Source organism: Niallia sp. NCCP-28, from assembly GCF_023168165.1.
In the GTDB taxonomy this organism is placed as follows: Bacteria; Bacillota; Bacilli; order Bacillales; family Cytobacillaceae; genus Niallia.
In genome coordinates, this window is sequence record NZ_BQYJ01000004.1 from 211682 (window position 1) to 227788 (window position 16107).

General features: G+C 35.2%; 13 protein-coding genes and 1 riboswitch. Of the genes, 1 reads left to right on the plus strand and 12 read right to left on the minus strand.

The features are described from left to right. Positions 1-235: 235 nt before the first annotated feature. The 9 genes from zupT to NCCP28_RS13695 form a co-directional block, all read right to left on the minus strand. Positions 236-1048 (minus strand): zinc transporter ZupT, encoded by an 813-nt coding sequence (gene zupT, locus NCCP28_RS13655; protein WP_248561962.1) that lies wholly within the window; start codon positions 1046-1048, stop codon positions 236-238. A 350-nt stretch (positions 1049-1398) separates the two neighbouring features. Next, the gene (locus NCCP28_RS13660; protein ID WP_248561963.1) at positions 1399-1611 is read right to left on the minus strand and encodes a hypothetical protein; all 213 of its coding nucleotides are present in this window, start codon (positions 1609-1611) and stop codon (positions 1399-1401) included. A 259-nt stretch (positions 1612-1870) separates the two neighbouring features. Further along, entirely contained in the window at positions 1871-3895 is a 2025-nt protein-coding gene (locus NCCP28_RS13665; protein WP_248561964.1) for a Na+/H+ antiporter, read from the minus strand. Positions 3896-4085: 190 nt separating this feature from the next. Continuing rightward, positions 4086-5783, minus strand: coding sequence for a methyl-accepting chemotaxis protein (locus NCCP28_RS13670; protein ID WP_248561965.1), 1698 nt, complete (start codon positions 5781-5783; stop codon positions 4086-4088). Then, on the minus strand, positions 5767-7446 hold the full coding sequence (locus NCCP28_RS13675; RefSeq protein WP_248561966.1) for a pyridoxal phosphate-dependent decarboxylase family protein: 1680 nt from the start codon (positions 7444-7446) through the stop codon (positions 5767-5769). The genes NCCP28_RS13670 and NCCP28_RS13675 overlap by 17 nt, the downstream gene beginning before the upstream one ends. 96 nt (positions 7447-7542) lie before the next feature. Next, positions 7543-7633, minus strand: a riboswitch (cyclic di-GMP riboswitch). A 181-nt stretch (positions 7634-7814) separates the two neighbouring features. Then, positions 7815-9008, minus strand: coding sequence for a PDZ domain-containing protein (locus tag NCCP28_RS13680; protein WP_248561967.1), 1194 nt, complete (start codon positions 9006-9008; stop codon positions 7815-7817). A 233-nt stretch (positions 9009-9241) separates the two neighbouring features. Beyond that, entirely contained in the window at positions 9242-10120 is an 879-nt protein-coding gene (locus NCCP28_RS13685; protein ID WP_248561968.1) for a 6-phosphofructokinase, read from the minus strand. Positions 10121-10273: 153 nt separating this feature from the next. Beyond that, the gene (locus tag NCCP28_RS13690) at positions 10274-11110 is read right to left on the minus strand and encodes an aldo/keto reductase (protein ID WP_248561969.1); all 837 of its coding nucleotides are present in this window, start codon (positions 11108-11110) and stop codon (positions 10274-10276) included. Continuing rightward, positions 11111-12319: an MFS transporter gene (locus tag NCCP28_RS13695; RefSeq protein ID WP_248561970.1), complete on the minus strand. Its 1209-nt coding sequence runs from the start codon at positions 12317-12319 to the stop codon at positions 11111-11113. Between the two features lie 242 nt (positions 12320-12561). Here NCCP28_RS13695 and NCCP28_RS13700 point away from each other — a divergent pair, with 242 nt between their 5' ends. Next, positions 12562-12924 carry a winged helix-turn-helix transcriptional regulator gene (locus NCCP28_RS13700; RefSeq protein WP_248561971.1) on the plus strand — a complete coding sequence of 121 codons (363 nt, stop codon included), beginning with the start codon at positions 12562-12564 and terminating at the stop codon, positions 12922-12924. Positions 12925-13059: 135 nt separating this feature from the next. Here the strand turns inward: NCCP28_RS13700 and NCCP28_RS13705 are convergent, their stop codons facing one another. From NCCP28_RS13705 to NCCP28_RS13715, 3 genes are all read right to left on the minus strand, one after another. Further along, complete coding sequence (locus NCCP28_RS13705; RefSeq protein WP_248561972.1) at positions 13060-14091, minus strand: zinc-binding dehydrogenase; 1032 nt, start codon at positions 14089-14091, stop codon at positions 13060-13062. Positions 14092-14126: 35 nt separating this feature from the next. Continuing rightward, positions 14127-15398 (minus strand): PTS galactitol transporter subunit IIC, encoded by a 1272-nt coding sequence (locus NCCP28_RS13710; protein ID WP_248561973.1) that lies wholly within the window; start codon positions 15396-15398, stop codon positions 14127-14129. A gap of 404 nt (positions 15399-15802) precedes the next feature. Next, entirely contained in the window at positions 15803-16087 is a 285-nt protein-coding gene (locus NCCP28_RS13715) for a PTS sugar transporter subunit IIB (RefSeq protein ID WP_248561974.1), read from the minus strand. Positions 16088-16107: the final 20 nt, after the last annotated feature.

The window sequence follows — 16107 nt, forward strand, 5'->3', positions numbered from 1 at the left end:
GCTACTGGCCACAGTTAATTAGAGCGAGTGTGTTTGGCGAAATGCTAACAAACAGGCTTGCGAACACCTCTTTTAAAATCAACGGTCATTTTAACAGAGGCACATAAAAAAAGGAACAACTAAGCGATATGCTTAATTGTTCCTTTTTTTCCCCTCATCAACAGGCAATAAGCTTCCAAATGATTAAAGTTTCATTTTATGGATCATTATTTTGTCTGACTGAATGCAGCGCTTCCTAAATAAATAACAGCAAACTGATCGCCATTACAGCCATCCCTGCAACTAATCCATAAATCGACAGATGGCCTTCATCATATTTTTTTGCTGCTGGCAAAAGTTCATCTAAAGAGATAAAAACCATAATTCCTGCAACTGCTGCAAAAATGAGGCCAAACATAATATCATTTAAAAATGGCATTAATAGTAAAAAAGCAACAAGTGCCCCTACCGGCTCTGCTAAACCAGATAAAAAGGAAAGTTTAAAAGCCTTTTTCTTATCCCCTGTTGCAAAATAAATCGGAACGGCTACCGCAATACCCTCTGGAATATTATGAATAGCTATCGCAACAGTAATGGCGACGCCAAGCCCTGGATCTTGCAATGCCGCGGTGAATGTTGCAATGCCTTCAGGAAAATTATGAATAGCTATCGCTAATGCAGTAAATGTCCCCATTTTCAATAATGCCTGATCCTTTTTTTTCTCCAGATCCACTGCATTGATTTCTTCCACTTTTTTCAACTCATGCGGATTATTTTGTTCTGGTACAAATTTGTCAATAAGACCGATAAGTAATATGCCGGCAAAAAATCCGCCTACTGTTAACCAGTTCCCTAAATGATCTCCCAAAGAATCCACAAGTGCAACCTTGGCTTTAACAAAAATCTCAATCATGGAAACATAAATCATTACACCTGCTGAAAAGCCAAGCATCCAAGATAAAAATTTAGTATTAGTAGTAGAGGTAAAAAAAGCAAGCATACTTCCGATACCTGTTGCAAGGCCTGCTAATAATGTTAAACCAAAAGCTAATAATAAATTATCTGGCATCCTTATCCCCCTTTATCTATCTTTATTCTTGACTATGTTTAAGAATGCTTTAACAAAACAAGATTGGAACTATTTATTTGAAATATAGTCTCCATTTAGATTCGTCAATATTTCCAGTTTATCCAACATAAACTTATCATCCATTCACTAGTCTTTTTTTGCTTTGCATAAAAATGTTTCCTATAGGAAAATTTTATACACCTTACAAAAATACGTCAAATTATATTTATACACTATTATATTAAAATGTTTGTTTCATAAATAAAACACATGGAACTAGCCGTTAATCCATATAAAGGAGGGATAAAATAATGAAGCAAATATGCGAGGAGAATAATTCTACACTTACTTTATTTAAATTCAGCCAAATACTTTTGAATTTTCTTTATCACCTCTGTAACCGCCATTGTGCCAATACTGTCTATAAGCACATGATCATAAATTGCTTTACATCCATAAAAAGCGGCGGTTCCTATTGTCAAATCCAAAATAAAAAAACGCTTAACTGCTGTAAAGGGGATAAACACTACAACATTGCTCTTATTCTCCTTTATTGTCTCCATTTGTACCCTCCTTATTATTTTTTCTATGCTATGTATGGAATAGATTGTCTTATGATTTTTTGCTATGAACTTTTTGGCATCATAAAGTGAAACTTCAATCAGGCTTTTATAGGCAAGTTTCTATCCACCTATATTTCTCGTTTTCTCTTATAATCCCTTAGGCGGGAGACAAAAGCCCGTTAATGCGTGATAAAAAGAGAAAAGGCGGCTTAAAATATAGTCGCTATATATCTTAAGACACCCCACATCAAAATTCTTACTATTCTACATGTTCAAACAATGTAACACTCTCCATATAATTAATAAATCTTCTTAATTCTTTTACTTGATCTTTTGTAATATCGCCAGTTTCATACATTCTGCGTATTTCTGATCGCTCTTTATCAAGCACTTTTATGCGAAGTTCTTCCTTTTGTTCTTCCATTCCCTCACTACTTCTGCTGGTTGGCAGTTTCATTCGATTAATCATTCTTTTGTAATCAAGAATCACCGCGGCGAAAGCTTCTTTTTCTTCTTTTGCATTTGCCTCAAGATTTTTAAGAGCATATTCCATCGCTTTTAATTGAATCTCACGGCCAATTGCTAAATGAGACTTTTGTCTATCATAATCTTTGTGAAGTCTGCCTACTACATGTTTACAACCTCTAATCAGTATTCCAATAAAATATTTTGTTGCTGATTTCAAATTATTGGAAAGCACTTCCTCTCTGTAATTCAATGCCTTCTCTAATTTTGCATATAATCCACTATTCAGCTTCTCATTTTCAAACATTTCCTGAATATATTTTCTTTCCATCTTCAATGCCATTAAGCCGAGTTCCACCTTGTTTTTTTGCAATCGTTCATTTGACTCTTCCTGATTCAACCCTTGCTGAATTTGCTGTATTCTGAATTTATATTCTCCAATCAACTGATATACAGCTGTTTCATTTTCCTCATTTAATTCTTGCTTTAATGTTGCTACTGCAGATAATAAAAGCACCTTTTTCGCTTCTGGCAAATTTATTCCCGTTTCCATTCCTTCTTCTACCACTTCTCCTCCGCTTACTAATGGCAGAATAAAGGTAGCAGCCAATAAAGTAAATAAAATAACTCCTGCCGCTAAAAAAAGCAGTAAAGAGCGTTCAGGAAATGCATCTCCGCTTTCCAAATAATAGGGAATGGATAGTATCCCCGCCATCGTAACTGCCCCGCGAACACCTGTTAAGCTTATTAACAGCGCTGTTTTTGCAGTAGGTTTTTCTTCTTTTTTTACTTGAAGGAACCTATATTCATAATATGAAAACAAGTAAGACCAAATAAATCGAATTCCTAAAATAACAATGCCTATAGCAATAACATATCCAATAATCAGCCAATTTCCTATATTGGGATTTGCGACCGTTTCAACCATAGAAGAAGGAATATTTAAACCTAATAATAAAAAGACTATTCCATTTAAAATAAATAAAATAATGCTCCAAATATTTTCCGTAAGCACTTGCTCCTCTGCCATAATAATCTCCGTTTTTTCCCTTACGATAGTATGAATAATGCCGCCGACGACTACTGCAATAACACCTGAAGCATGCAGCATTTCTTCTGTTACAATAAAAATAATAAATGGGGCAATAATTTGCAGCAACGAATGAAATGTTACATCATTAATACCTTGCCTGCGCAATGTAAAACGGATCCATATTATAATAAGACTAAGCAATACACCTAAAACAGCCCCAGCAATAAACATATACATAAAATCATATGTTGCCTTCTGCAAAGAAAAAACTCCCGTTACTACGGCTGCAACTGCATAATTAAACGCAACTAAACCGGAAGCATCATTAATCAATGATTCTCCTCTAACCAAATTCAGCACTTTCTCTGGAATATGTATACGCTTTGCAATTCCATTTACTGCTACTGGATCAGTTGGAGAAAGAATAGCCGCTAAAGCAAAAGCTGCAGCAAGAGGGATCTCTGCTATCATCCAATGAATAAAATATCCTCCTCCAATAGTCGTTACAAGCACGAGCACAATTGCGTTGCCAAAAATAGGCGCTTTCATCTTCCATAATTCATCCCGCGGAAAATACCTTCCATCATTGTATAAAAGAGGTGCAATAAACAGCAGCAAAAACCATTCTGTTTCAATCTCTAAAGAAAAATCATTAAATACTAAAGAAATGATAACACCAAATGCTATTTGAGTTAATGCTGTAGGGATAAACGGTATATAGTGACTAGTGATGTTTGAAATTAATAAGCAAGACAACAGCAATATGATAGTCATTAGCAAATCCATAAACTTCTCCTTAAAAAACTAAGTTTTCCTCTATTCTATTTATAAAAGAGGGATCTTATTTATCTACTGGTTCTTTTATAATTTCTCTTCTTGTTTGTCTCTATCCTATACTTTTTATTTTAATCTATCCGTCCAATAAGCAAAATAAAAAACCATCTGAATGTCTCTATAATTCAGATGGTTTTTTTCTTTAAAACTTAAATTTATTAACAGCTTCAAGTAAACTTTCTGCCATTTTAGATAGATTATTAGATGCATAGACTATCTCATCAATAACTGCCGTTTGCTCTTCTGAAGCAGCTGATACATTTTGAGCATGCCCGGAGAATTCTGCTGAAGCATCTGATAATTGATCAATCGATGCAGCAATCCGGCTTCCATCATCATTCATGCCAATAATTTTATGTTCAATTAATGAAATTTGATGAGCAACTTCATTTACCGAATAGCGAATTTTTTCAAATGAAGCACCTGCTTCATCAACAGTTGTTAAACCTGTCTGCACGGCCTGATAACCTTTTGACATTGTTTCAACCGCTTTATAAGATTGATCTTGCATGTAAATAATCTTTTCGCTGATTTGTTTAGCTGCACTGCCAGATTCTTCCGCTAATTTACGCACTTCCTCCGCAACTACCGAAAACCCTTTGCCATGCTCTCCTGCCCGTGCAGCTTCAATGGATGCATTTAAAGCCAATAAATTTGTTTGATTTGCAATGTTGGAGATTAATGTAACAATTTCACTAATTTGATTGGAACTTTCATGCAAATAATTAATAACTTCAGCTGTTTCACTAACATTCTGATTAATAATCTGCATCTGCTCCACTGCTTTTCCTACAACTTCCGAACCAGATTCTGCTGTTGCAGCCGTACTAGTTGAAGTAATGGTAACATTTTTGATGCTAGTTGTAATATCCTCTATATTAGTAGTGATATTAACGATATTGCCACCTATTTCTTCAATCGTATCTGCTTGTTGATTTGTACCAGATGCTACCTCTTGAATGGAATCATTAATCATAGATATAGAATGGCTCGTTTGTTCTGTGCTTGAAAATAATTGTTGAGAGGTTGCAGCCACTTGCTCTGAACTTTGTGAAACTTGTCCGATAAGAATTTTTAATTGCTCCGCCATTTTATCAATATTCTTTGACAGCTCACCAATCTCATCATCAGAGTTTACCTTCAATGACTTCCCTGTAAAATCTCCAGACGCCAATGGTTTTACATATTCAACCAAAGAAACGATAGGCTTTGAAATACGTTTGCTCATCCAGTAAGCTACTATGCTTCCTAAAATTAATACAAAAATAGTTAAACCTAATGATACATAAATAATTTGAGAAAAAAGTTTTTCAATAAAAGAAGCATCCATGTCCATGCCCAAAATAGCATTTGTTCCCTTTATAGGCATAAAAATAGATTTATGAATTCCAAATTCATCTTTGTAAATATCACTTATTACTATTTCACCAGCCAAAGCTCGGTTCATATCCTCTGTAAATGAATAATCGGATCCTCTTTCTTCCGTATCACTTAATGCAGTAATATGCCCCTCATTATTATCTTTCCCAAGTACATATACATTTTCAACATCCGTTTGTTTCTTCAACTCATTTAATGTAGATAATAATTGTTGATATGCTTCGTTAGAACCTTCTTCTGCTTCTTGTACATTATCTGCTTCTATATCATCAGAGATAATGGCTAAATTTGCACGCAGTGTTTGCTCAAATCCCGTAACTACCTGATTTTCCACAATATATCTAGTAAAGGAATACAAGGCTCCACAAAAAACAAATGAACTGATGGCCAACAACATAACATAGCTTATTAAATTTTTTCTAAATATAGATCCGCTTTTTTTCTTAGTTGAGGACTGCAAAGCATTCTTCCTCCTGTTTCTTTGAATCATTGTTTTGATTCATCGCTTCAGTAATTCGCGGCATTAAAAAATCAATCATTTCATCCAGATGTTTTGTTTCTGTATATGGAGAAATGGAGAAGAACTTAGATGCATATACAGGAAGCCTTTCTTTTGTATCATTTGCCTCAATTAAGCAAACTTTTTTTGTATCCCCAAAAAAGACTTCATCTCTATCGTTGCCTAGAAGTTCAAACAGCTTTTGATTTAGCTGGTTTGTTGCTTGAATTGCTTCACTAGTTGCCTTTCCAGAAACTTCTTCTTGCCAGCATGCCTTATTTTCATAAATTCTAAATACCGTTATAGGTCCAATATTACATGGGTTAATTACTGCTGCATTAGTAAATGCATTCTCTAATTTTTTGCGGAATGCAAGATTTACTCTTACATAGTTTCCAAGAATCTGCTGATAACCTTCCATCCCAAAAGCCTGCAATGCAGCATAAATGGCAATAGAACTAGCCATTCGGGAACATTCAAGTGTATATCCTGTATGATAGCTGCCATAGCCGCGGTTTCCTACATAAGGAGTCTCAAATTCTTCTAAATCCAACAACCCTAATGAACTTCCATCTTTTGTTAAAAACAAACTTGTTAAATATGGCGTTTGTCCTAATTTTTGAAAATCGAAACACAAACTATCTGCAAGATATAAATATTGCATTCTCTCTTTAATTTGTAATAATCCTCCTAAAACCTCTTCTTCAAATTGTAGCGGGTTTTGTTTAAAATCATATTTATTAAAAATGCTGTAAAATCCACCTAATGCAGAATCCGCATGAACATGTATATGATCTAGTCTATAAGAGGCTGTAAGGGCATCTAACACTTCTCTAATTTCTTTGACATTATCTATGCCGAATGAATCAGTTGTCCCTGTTGTTGCTACAACGTAAACGGGAATGCCCCCTGATTCGATAACTTGAATCATCTTTTGTTTTAAATCATCTATATCCATTGAATGATCTTCCAGTGTATTAACACGAATCAGATGATTAGATCCAATCCCTGTCGCTTCAATTGATTTTAATAAGCTATAATGTGCACCTTCTGATGCAAAGCAATATAAGTTAGATGGCACTCCTTCTTCTTTCGCTTTTGGAAACATTTTAGCAATGGCTAGACGCAAACCTGTAAATACGGCTCCTTGTCCTCCCCATGTAGTATATCCCCAGCTTTTAGTATGGTCATAGCCAACTAATTTTGACATCATAGAAATAACTTTTACTTCTGCTTCTGCTCCCGCAGGACCATATACATCCCAAAGGTTATTTCCATTTACCAAAACAGTTGTCAGCATTCCTAAAATCCCAGGAATACTTGCCATTGGCAGAACATTTGTCACAAATTTATGTGTATGATAAGGGTGCCCTTGAACCAATTTAAGTAACTCTTCAACTACCGCAGACATTTGCTGTCCACTAGTTGGAATAGTCGATTCTTCAATTAGACCTCGATAAAAATCTGCATCTCTATCCTTTACTTCACCTAAAATAGATTTGTTGGGATCTTTATAAGTATCCATTTCCTTAATTAATGCTGCAATTAAATTTAAAAGTTCTTCCTGTTGTTTTGCATTTCCATCCTCACTTGGAAAAAGCTGCTGAACATCTTTGAAATCCATAAAATTTGTCTCCTTTTTTTTATTGCACACAAAAAAGCATTTTGCCTATTTCAAGAGGCAAAATGCAAATAAAAGATAGCTCAATCAGTATCTTTTGCATGCGGCCCAGCTATCATAGCATTATTATTAACGCCTTAGATCTGAAGCTTTGCGTCTTCGTTTTTCAACGAGTTTGCCTAACTATATAAATATATAAATTAATAAGTCCAATTGTTTCATCATACCAATTTACGATCTACATATCAATATACCCATTACTTTTTTCACAAACCATTTTTTTACAAACAAAAAAAAAGCAAAAAAGATGCAAATGATTCTGCTTCCTCCTTGCTTTGAAAAGCTTTAGTTTTTTTACAAAAACATAAAAATCATACTGCCGCATTTCCTTCTTGCTTATGTTCTTGAATCAAAAGCAGCCCCAATTCATGGTAATCCCCTTCATATAACGCTCGCTGCACAAAACGATTTTCACCTCTAGTATCAAGTACTTCTATCTTGCAATGAGCAGAATTTTTCTGCAGTGCTTTATACAGCTCGATGTCATCATGAATAGGAATGCTGTTTACCTTGGTAATTAATTCTCCTATTTTCAAACCCATTTTATCTGCTGGAGAATCAGGGACTATTCCTAAAATCATCACCCCATTATTTTTTCTTGAAAAATAAAAGGATTTCGTTTTTTCTCTATTTTTTTGTCCGATTGTTATCCATTCACGACCAATAATAGCCAGGAAAATACTTGCATAAACAACAGGCGGATAGAAATAAGCGGCAATAGAGCTTAGCGTGATAAGCACGCCTAAAAATATTGTGTTTTTTCCGACAGCCTGAATAGCAGTGATCGGATGAACGCCTTGAACTTCTTGTTTAAATCCCAATAAAAATGGTACAAGCAACAAGGAATACGTTTCATTTCCTACTGTAAACATAGGCCATCCTTCAATGGGACTGGTTAAAATGCCGTTTGGAATAAATAAAAAAAGCGGCAGTAACCAGATTCTTTCTGAAAGATGCACTCCTATATATTGCCCCCGCTTGCTTTTTATTAAACGCGGCGATGTTTTTTGCGCACCTTTTCTCTTTATAAAGATACCTTCTGCGACAATCAATAATCCTAATAGGATAATAGCAGTTGGAAAAATAATAAGGTTTGCATCTAAATCACTTTTAGAAAACAAGAAAAAATCCCAGTCTAAATGCAAAGAAAGAATACTTAATAAAATACCCAATCCAACTGTATATACAGATGACAGAAACCTTGTTTTACCGATTAAACTTAATAAACATGTAAATAAGCCTATATATATAATCATTTCCATTGGAACAACTACAACAAAAAGAATCGATACAACAGATAAACATAGACCAATAATCAATCCTGTATTCAAGACTTGCTTTAATTCAAAATAAGCATTTTCTGCCCTTACAGTAAACTGCTTTCTTTCCCTTTTTACTCTAGATACGCCAAGGTATGCAGCAAAAAAGAAAGAAAGATAAAATATCGGATTTAAAAATAACTTTCCTGCTCCTTTAAAAATCTCAAATAGAACATCTTGTCCCATTTGGACATCCCACCTTCTACATACTTGTTAGTTGCTTCATCTGCAGCATAAATCTTATTAAATTTTGAATATACTATTCCTATTAAAACGTTCTAATTCTATTATATTCTACTGGGAAATTAATAGAAAGCCTATCTATAATATTTTGGCAAATATACTCAATCGCCAATAAAGAAAAGGGGACATCCCGGAAGCCGAAAAACAGCTTCTGAGATATCCCTCCATTAACTCTATCATTTTACTGTTACTTGATTCTCTTTAAAAACAATGCCATCCTTCAGCACCTTTAATTGCCCCGTTTGCTTTTCATTTGCAACCCATAACAAAATTTCTTCCGCTAATTCGTTTGCTAAAATCCGGTCAATTGCCGTTGGATTTGTCCCCATGCATAATGCTTCATCTATTTCTGCATATTTCCAGTCTGCATCTATTTTGCTTATTAATTCGTTTTCCACCACATTTGCCAACCCAACACTATAAACCAGTACATTCGACGTATTTTGATTAGTAAAAGATTCTGTGATGTTATTTATTAATTGCTTCACTTCTCCTTCTTCTAAATCATTTGCCAGAAAATGTCCATCCACACTGATTGCAATATCTTGAAGCATAGATGTTGGAGGCTGTCCTTCTATAGAAAAGCCAAACAATCTCGGTTTATCATATTTTAAAGAATGAATGGTATCTTTTACCTTCAAAACATTTTGTGTAATGCTATTTAAAGCAGTATCATAACCTAAAGACCATTCTGAACCTTTTATATTATTATGAATGGATACAGGCACAAATAGAGAGTTGACTTTTTCGCTGTCTGAAAGCTTTTCTTCCCATGCCATTTTTGCCTTTTGATCTCCAATGACAATCCCCATATCCATATTTATAAATAATTCTTCCCAATTTTGAATATGATCTGCTGCAGATAATTTTAAATAAGCATTTCCTAAATAAGGGGAATCACTTAATTCATTTAGCTCACGATATGCAACCTTCTCATCCTTAGCTACTTCTATTCCAATTAGCTTATACTGTGATGTCAATTCTTTCGAAAGTTTAAAAAGAATCTGTTTAACCCCAGCTGGTAAGGTGCCTAATACTATTACTCCAACTTTCAAAGTAATTCCTCCTATTTTCAAATCATGTTGGTCATACAACAGATATTATAAAGGAAAATTCTGAATATTGGTATCCCCATATGCCAAACTTATTGTTATTTTCCTAAAAAACGTAAAAAAGCTCCTCTTATAGCAGGAGCCAAAAATTACATTTTAAAAATCAAAATTATCTGGATCTGGACCAACACGTTGATCAAGATTCAATCCATCGATTTGTTCCATTTCTTCTTTTGTGAGAGTAAAATCAAAGACTTGGGAATTTTCAATAATTCGATGTTCTTTAATAGATTTGGGAATAGTAACAACTTTATTTTGCAAATCCCAACGGATAATCACTTGCGCAATTGTTTTATTATACTTTGCAGCAATCTCCTGCAGTTCAGGATTATCCAGCAATTGTCCTTGCATTAAAGGTGACCATGCTTGTATTTGTATATTTTGTTCTTGGCAATATTTGATTAGTTCTTTTTGTGTTAAGCGTGGATGAAGCTCTACCTGATTAATCATTGGCTTAATATCAGCATCTTTCCGCAAATCTTCCAAATGATGTATTTGAAAATTGCTTACACCAATCGCTTTAATTTTTCCTTCTTTATAAAGATGCTCCATCGCTCTCCATGCATCTTTATATCTGCCCTCTTTCGGCCAATGAATTAAATATAAATCTAAATAATCTAATCCTAATTTTTCTAGAGTAACTTCAAATGCCTTTAATGTTTTTTCATAGCCTAAATCTTCATTCCACACTTTTGAAGTTATAAATAAATCTTCTCTTGTAATGCCCGCAAGTTCAATTCCTTCTTTGATTCCTATTCCAACACCTTTTTCATTGTCATAAATAGCAGCTGTATCAATGCTTCTATAACCATTTTTGATTGCTGTGCGAACGGCAGCAATCGTTGTTTCTCCATCCTCTACTTGAAATACCCCTAAACCTAACCAAGGCATTTTTACTCCATTAGCTAGTGCAACTGTTGATTGTAAGTTCATTTATATATCCCCTTTAATTATATTTTCATTCTGTTTTGATCCTTTTTCTAGCATTAAACTATATCCAGTAAGAATAACTGCCAGCATAACCATTATTCCGCCAACCCATGTTGTATGAATTATTCCAATCTGTTTTGTAACCACTCCACCTAAATAGGCCCCTATAGCAATACCTGCATTAAATGCTGCTATATTTAGTGCTGATGCCACATTAACAGCACTTGGCACAAATCGTTCAGCAAGCATTACAACATATACCTGCAATCCAGGAACATTCATAAAAGCTAACAGTCCCATAAAAATAATCGTAATCAATCCTGCTAGTTTAAATGGTATCGTAAACAGTAAAACAAATAGAATAATCGCTTGTACAAGAAACATATAAAATAGGGAGCGAAGTGGATTTAGATTGGAAAGTTTCCCCCCAATCATATTTCCAATGGCAATTGCAATCCCATATGCTAGTAGAATTAACGCAACTGTTTCTTCCTTAAACCCTGTCACTTCATGCAATAAGGGAGACAGGTACGTGAAGATGACAAATGTTCCCCCATATCCTAGTGCCGTAATAATAAAGATTAGCAAAAGCCTGCCATTTTTCACTAATTTGACTTGATCGCTGAATGTCACCTTATCTCCTTTAGACAAGTTATTTGGCACAAGGATACTATTAGCAATAAATGCGACAATGCCTATAATAACAATTGCAGCAAAAGCTAATCTCCAGCCATATTGCTGACCCAAAAATGTTCCAAATGGCACACCTGTTACGGTCGCCACCGTTAAACCTGTAAACATAATAGAAATGGCAGATGCCCTCTTGTCTTTTGGAACAAGGTCTGCAGCAATAGTTGAACCAATAGACATAAATACCCCATGAGAAAATGCAGCAATAATGCGGGCAAATAATAAAACAGTTATATTGGTAGCCAATGCAGCAATACTATTTCCAAGGATAAAAATAATCATAATCCAAAGCAGCAGGGATTTCCTTTGCATATTAGATGTAATCGATGTTAATACCGGAGCTCCTATTGTGACACCTAAAGCATAGATAGACACGGTTAACCCTGCTGTTGTAATGGATATGCCTAAATCATTTGAAATAAGCGGCAGCAAACCAACACTAATAAATTCTGTGGTACCAATTGCAAAGGCACTTATTGCTAATGCCAGCAATGCTAGTGTACTTTTTTTATCTAGACTCATATTTCCTCCATCCTTTATCTTTATTAACTAATGAAAGCATGCGCATGCTTTTCTTAATGAAAGTATTTTTACAAAACCACTAATAGGCTTTTACGATAAAATACAAATTGCAATTTCACCGGCAAATGTTATTATGAACTATATAGATCAAATAAAAAAGTACGCACTTTAAAGTAATGTAGGAACCTAAAAGGTATATAGGAACTTTTTAGTGCCTATATTAACTAGGAGGATAATAGAGAATGAATAATAAAAAATACAATATTTCCGTAGAAGCAACCCTTGAAGTAATAGGAGGAAAATGGAAGTGTGTCATACTTTGCCACCTGACACATGGAAAAAAAAGAACAAGCGAATTAAAACGTTTAATGCCCAACATTACACAAAAAATGCTGACCCAGCAGCTTCGCGAGCTAGAAGAAGATGGGGTAATAAACCGCATTATCTACCAGCAAATCCCCCCTAAAGTAGAATATGAACTAAGCGAATATGGAAAAAGTCTAGAAAGTATATTAACAGCATTATGCAATTGGGGAGAAAAACATATTACTAAAATTTACGGAGATAAAACATTAGTGCTAGAGGATAGTATTTTAAATAAATAACATTAAAAAACCCCAATAAGTTGGGGTTTTTGCTGTTTTATGATTGGCTGTTTTCGTAAACTTTATTGTTTTAAAGGAGCAGGTTGATTTAACCATGGATTTACTCATAGAAACGATCCGAAAAACAATAATGTCTTATGATTTAATCAATACTTTAATTTCATCTCCAGCCATTACCGTTTCAAAGGCTGTTCTCCAGTCATCAAGTTCGGCAACTTTTGTAATCATTTTATCTGTATTTATCTTTCCAGATGCCAAAAGATCTAACGCTAGATTCCAAGAGCTTGGTTTTTGCGATCGGCAGCCAACATAATTTATTTCACGCTGAATAATCGATTCTTGATCTATTTCATTCTTTTTATTTGCAAATAAGCCAACTTGAACAAAAGTGCCCTTTTTCTTTGTCAGAGACAAACCTTGGTTTACTGCTGGAACTGCTCCCGAACAGTCAAACACTTTATCAGCCCCGTAACCATCTGTATAATTGGCTATTATTTCGGATAAATCTTCTCTTAATGTATCTACCACTACATCTATCCCCAGCTCTTTAGCCAGTTCCAAACGTTTGCTGTCTTTGGTAATTCCAGCGAGAATAACAAAGGCGCCTTGAGCCTTTATTACTTGGCAAAGCAATAATCCAATGGGACCTGGACCAAAAACTAATACTTTATCATCGGATTGAATAGTTGTTTTTTCTAATGCTGCATGAACGCAGCAAGCTATCGGTTCTGTTAATGCAGCCGCTTCTAAACTTACATTATCAGGAATAAGATGCACACTTTCTTCTCTTGCAATTACATAATCGGCTAAACTGCCATTAACTTGTGTGCCAATTCCTGTTCGATGCGGGCATAAATTATAATCTTTTTCTTGACAATATAGGCATTGTCCGCACGTTGTGAAAGTTGTTTCGCTTGTTACTCTGTCCCCAACTTGAACCTTTGTGACATTTTTCCCTACTTCAACGACGATTCCTGAAAATTCATGCCCCAATACAACAGGAGTGTTTTTACTGTTATATTCCCCTTTAAAGGTGTGGATATCTGATCCGCAAATACCTGTATAAGCAACTTTTATCTTAATTTTATCCTCAGAGACAATCGGCTCTTCCAACTCTACTAAGGACATATTATCATAACCAGGCGCCAGTTTACTTACAGCTTTCATCTTACATGCCTCCCCATTTTTTATTCAGAACTATTCTAGATTATATTTTGAAATAACTGAGATACTTTAAGAACCAGCCAGTTTAAAAGGTTTCCGCCAGTATCTAAATTCGATACTTGAGTAGCCCCGCCAGGCATTTCAAAAGAACCGCCTGCAAGCATTTGTGTAAATACAGGAGCAAAATCTGTTGCCATGTATAAAGAAAGCGCAATCATTATGGTTCCTACAATAACAGAGTGAATAATATTTCCTTTTCTTGAGCCTACGATAAATGCCACCAAAAATGGAATTGTCGCCAAATCTCCAAACGGCAATACTTTATTGCCTGGAAGAATAACTGCTAATACTAATGTGATAGGAACTAAAATCAATGCTGTTGACATAACAGCAGGATGCCCTACCGCTAGTGCTGCATCTAAACCAATATATAACTCTCTTCCTTCATAGCGTTTTCTTAGATAGTCTCGAGCTGCTTCTGAGATTGGCAGCAAACCTTCCATCAGAATTTTTACCATACGAGGCAATAGCAGCATAACAGCCCCCATAGAAATCCCTACTTGGAAAACATCTCCTGCATTATAGCCAGCTAATATTCCGATAACGATTCCTAAAATGAAACCCATCATCATTGGTTCGCCAAAAATGCCAAGTCTCTTTTGAATCGTATCAGGATCAGCTTTTATTTTTTGCAAGCCTGGAATTTTTTCAATTAAATATCCTAGCAAGATGCCAAGTGGCGCAAATGAAGCTGTTGACGCTGTTGGAAATGTAATTCCCGGAAGACCATAAAACTTCTCTACCATCGGCTGTGTTTTATCAGCAATAATAAGAACAATAACTTCATATACAACCGCGCAAAGAATAGCGAAAAGGTAGCTGCCTGTTAAAATATAGCCAGTAGCGCCAGCAGCGATAAAATGCCAATAATTCCAGATATCTACATTCAGTGTTTTTGTTAGCTTTAGAAAAATCATTAAAAGGTTAACCCCTAAACAAATCGGCAAAAGAATAGCGGCAACTGGTGATGCCCAAGCACCTGCTGCTGCAGCTGGCCATCCTCCATCAATTACAGTTAAATTAAGACCAAATCTTTCGACCATCGCTTGTGCTGCTGGTCCTAAACTTCCTGTAAGAACACCAATGACTAAATTAATCCCGACAAAACCTATCCCAATCGTTAATCCTGAACGAAACGCTTTTTTGAAACCGGTTCTAAATATCAACCCTATAATAAGAATCGCAAGCGGCAAAATGACAGTAGGCCCTAAACCAAGTACATACTGAACGCCATCTAAAAGCTCTTTCATATGGAAGTTCCTCCCTAGACGGAAATTAGTGTCAGGTTAGAAGTATTTTTTCTCATTGTTGCTTTTCTAAAAAAGCTTTAGTATTCTATCATTCTCGTTTCTTACTAAATAACAATCAGACAAAATCTACTTCTAACCTGGCCTTTTTTGGATAAAGTGAAACTTCAATCAATGGGGGTTTTCTTCATACCCCACTGATTGTTAGTTGAGGCCTATAGGATATAGGTCACACAGACGTTGCCACAGGAGGTGGCGCCCTTAGTCTGTGTTCTTTTATATCGGGCCTTTACGGGCAGTGATCATTTCCCGTGTCTTCTCATCATCTTGAGGTGGGGGTCAAAAGCCCGTTAGTGCCGGATAAACCTTTCAATAGAAATTATAAGAAAAGGTTTGATAGAACATGCCTATTTATTAAAGTGATTAATAATTTGTTGATCAATTTGTTCCATGCCAATTCCACTGATATACCCTGTTGCAACAATTGCAGGAATATCATATTGTTTTGGCAAAATAGTAGTAGAAACAATTAAATCAGCATCGCCTTGAAGAGTTGCAACCTCAGCAATTTTGCATTGTACAATCTCTGCATTAATGTTATTGTCTCTTACTAAACTTTCCACTCTATTACAAACAACCGTTGATGTTGCGATACCTGCTCCACAAGCTACTAGAATTTTTCCTTTTTTCATGTTAATTCTCTCCCTTTTTT

Excerpts from the sequence above, each read along its gene's own strand:
- NCCP28_RS13680 (WP_248561967.1), bottom strand. The coding sequence starts at position 9,008 with ATGGGACAAGATGTTCTATTTGAGATTTTTAAAGGAGCAGGAAAGTTA.
- NCCP28_RS13690 (WP_248561969.1), bottom strand. The coding sequence starts at position 11,110 with ATGAACTTACAATCAACAGTTGCACTAGCTAATGGAGTAAAAATGCCT.
- NCCP28_RS13660 (WP_248561963.1), bottom strand. The coding sequence starts at position 1,611 with ATGGAGACAATAAAGGAGAATAAGAGCAATGTTGTAGTGTTTATCCCC.
- NCCP28_RS13700 (WP_248561971.1), top strand. The coding sequence starts at position 12,562 with ATGAATAATAAAAAATACAATATTTCCGTAGAAGCAACCCTTGAAGTA.
- NCCP28_RS13675 (WP_248561966.1), bottom strand. The coding sequence starts at position 7,446 with ATGGATTTCAAAGATGTTCAGCAGCTTTTTCCAAGTGAGGATGGAAAT.
- NCCP28_RS13705 (WP_248561972.1), bottom strand. The coding sequence starts at position 14,091 with ATGAAAGCTGTAAGTAAACTGGCGCCTGGTTATGATAATATGTCCTTA.
- zupT (WP_248561962.1), bottom strand. The coding sequence starts at position 1,048 with ATGCCAGATAATTTATTATTAGCTTTTGGTTTAACATTATTAGCAGGC.
- NCCP28_RS13710 (WP_248561973.1), bottom strand. The coding sequence starts at position 15,398 with ATGAAAGAGCTTTTAGATGGCGTTCAGTATGTACTTGGTTTAGGGCCT.
- NCCP28_RS13695 (WP_248561970.1), bottom strand. The coding sequence starts at position 12,319 with ATGAGTCTAGATAAAAAAAGTACACTAGCATTGCTGGCATTAGCAATA.
- NCCP28_RS13665 (WP_248561964.1), bottom strand. The coding sequence starts at position 3,895 with ATGGATTTGCTAATGACTATCATATTGCTGTTGTCTTGCTTATTAATT.
- NCCP28_RS13715 (WP_248561974.1), bottom strand. The coding sequence starts at position 16,087 with ATGAAAAAAGGAAAAATTCTAGTAGCTTGTGGAGCAGGTATCGCAACA.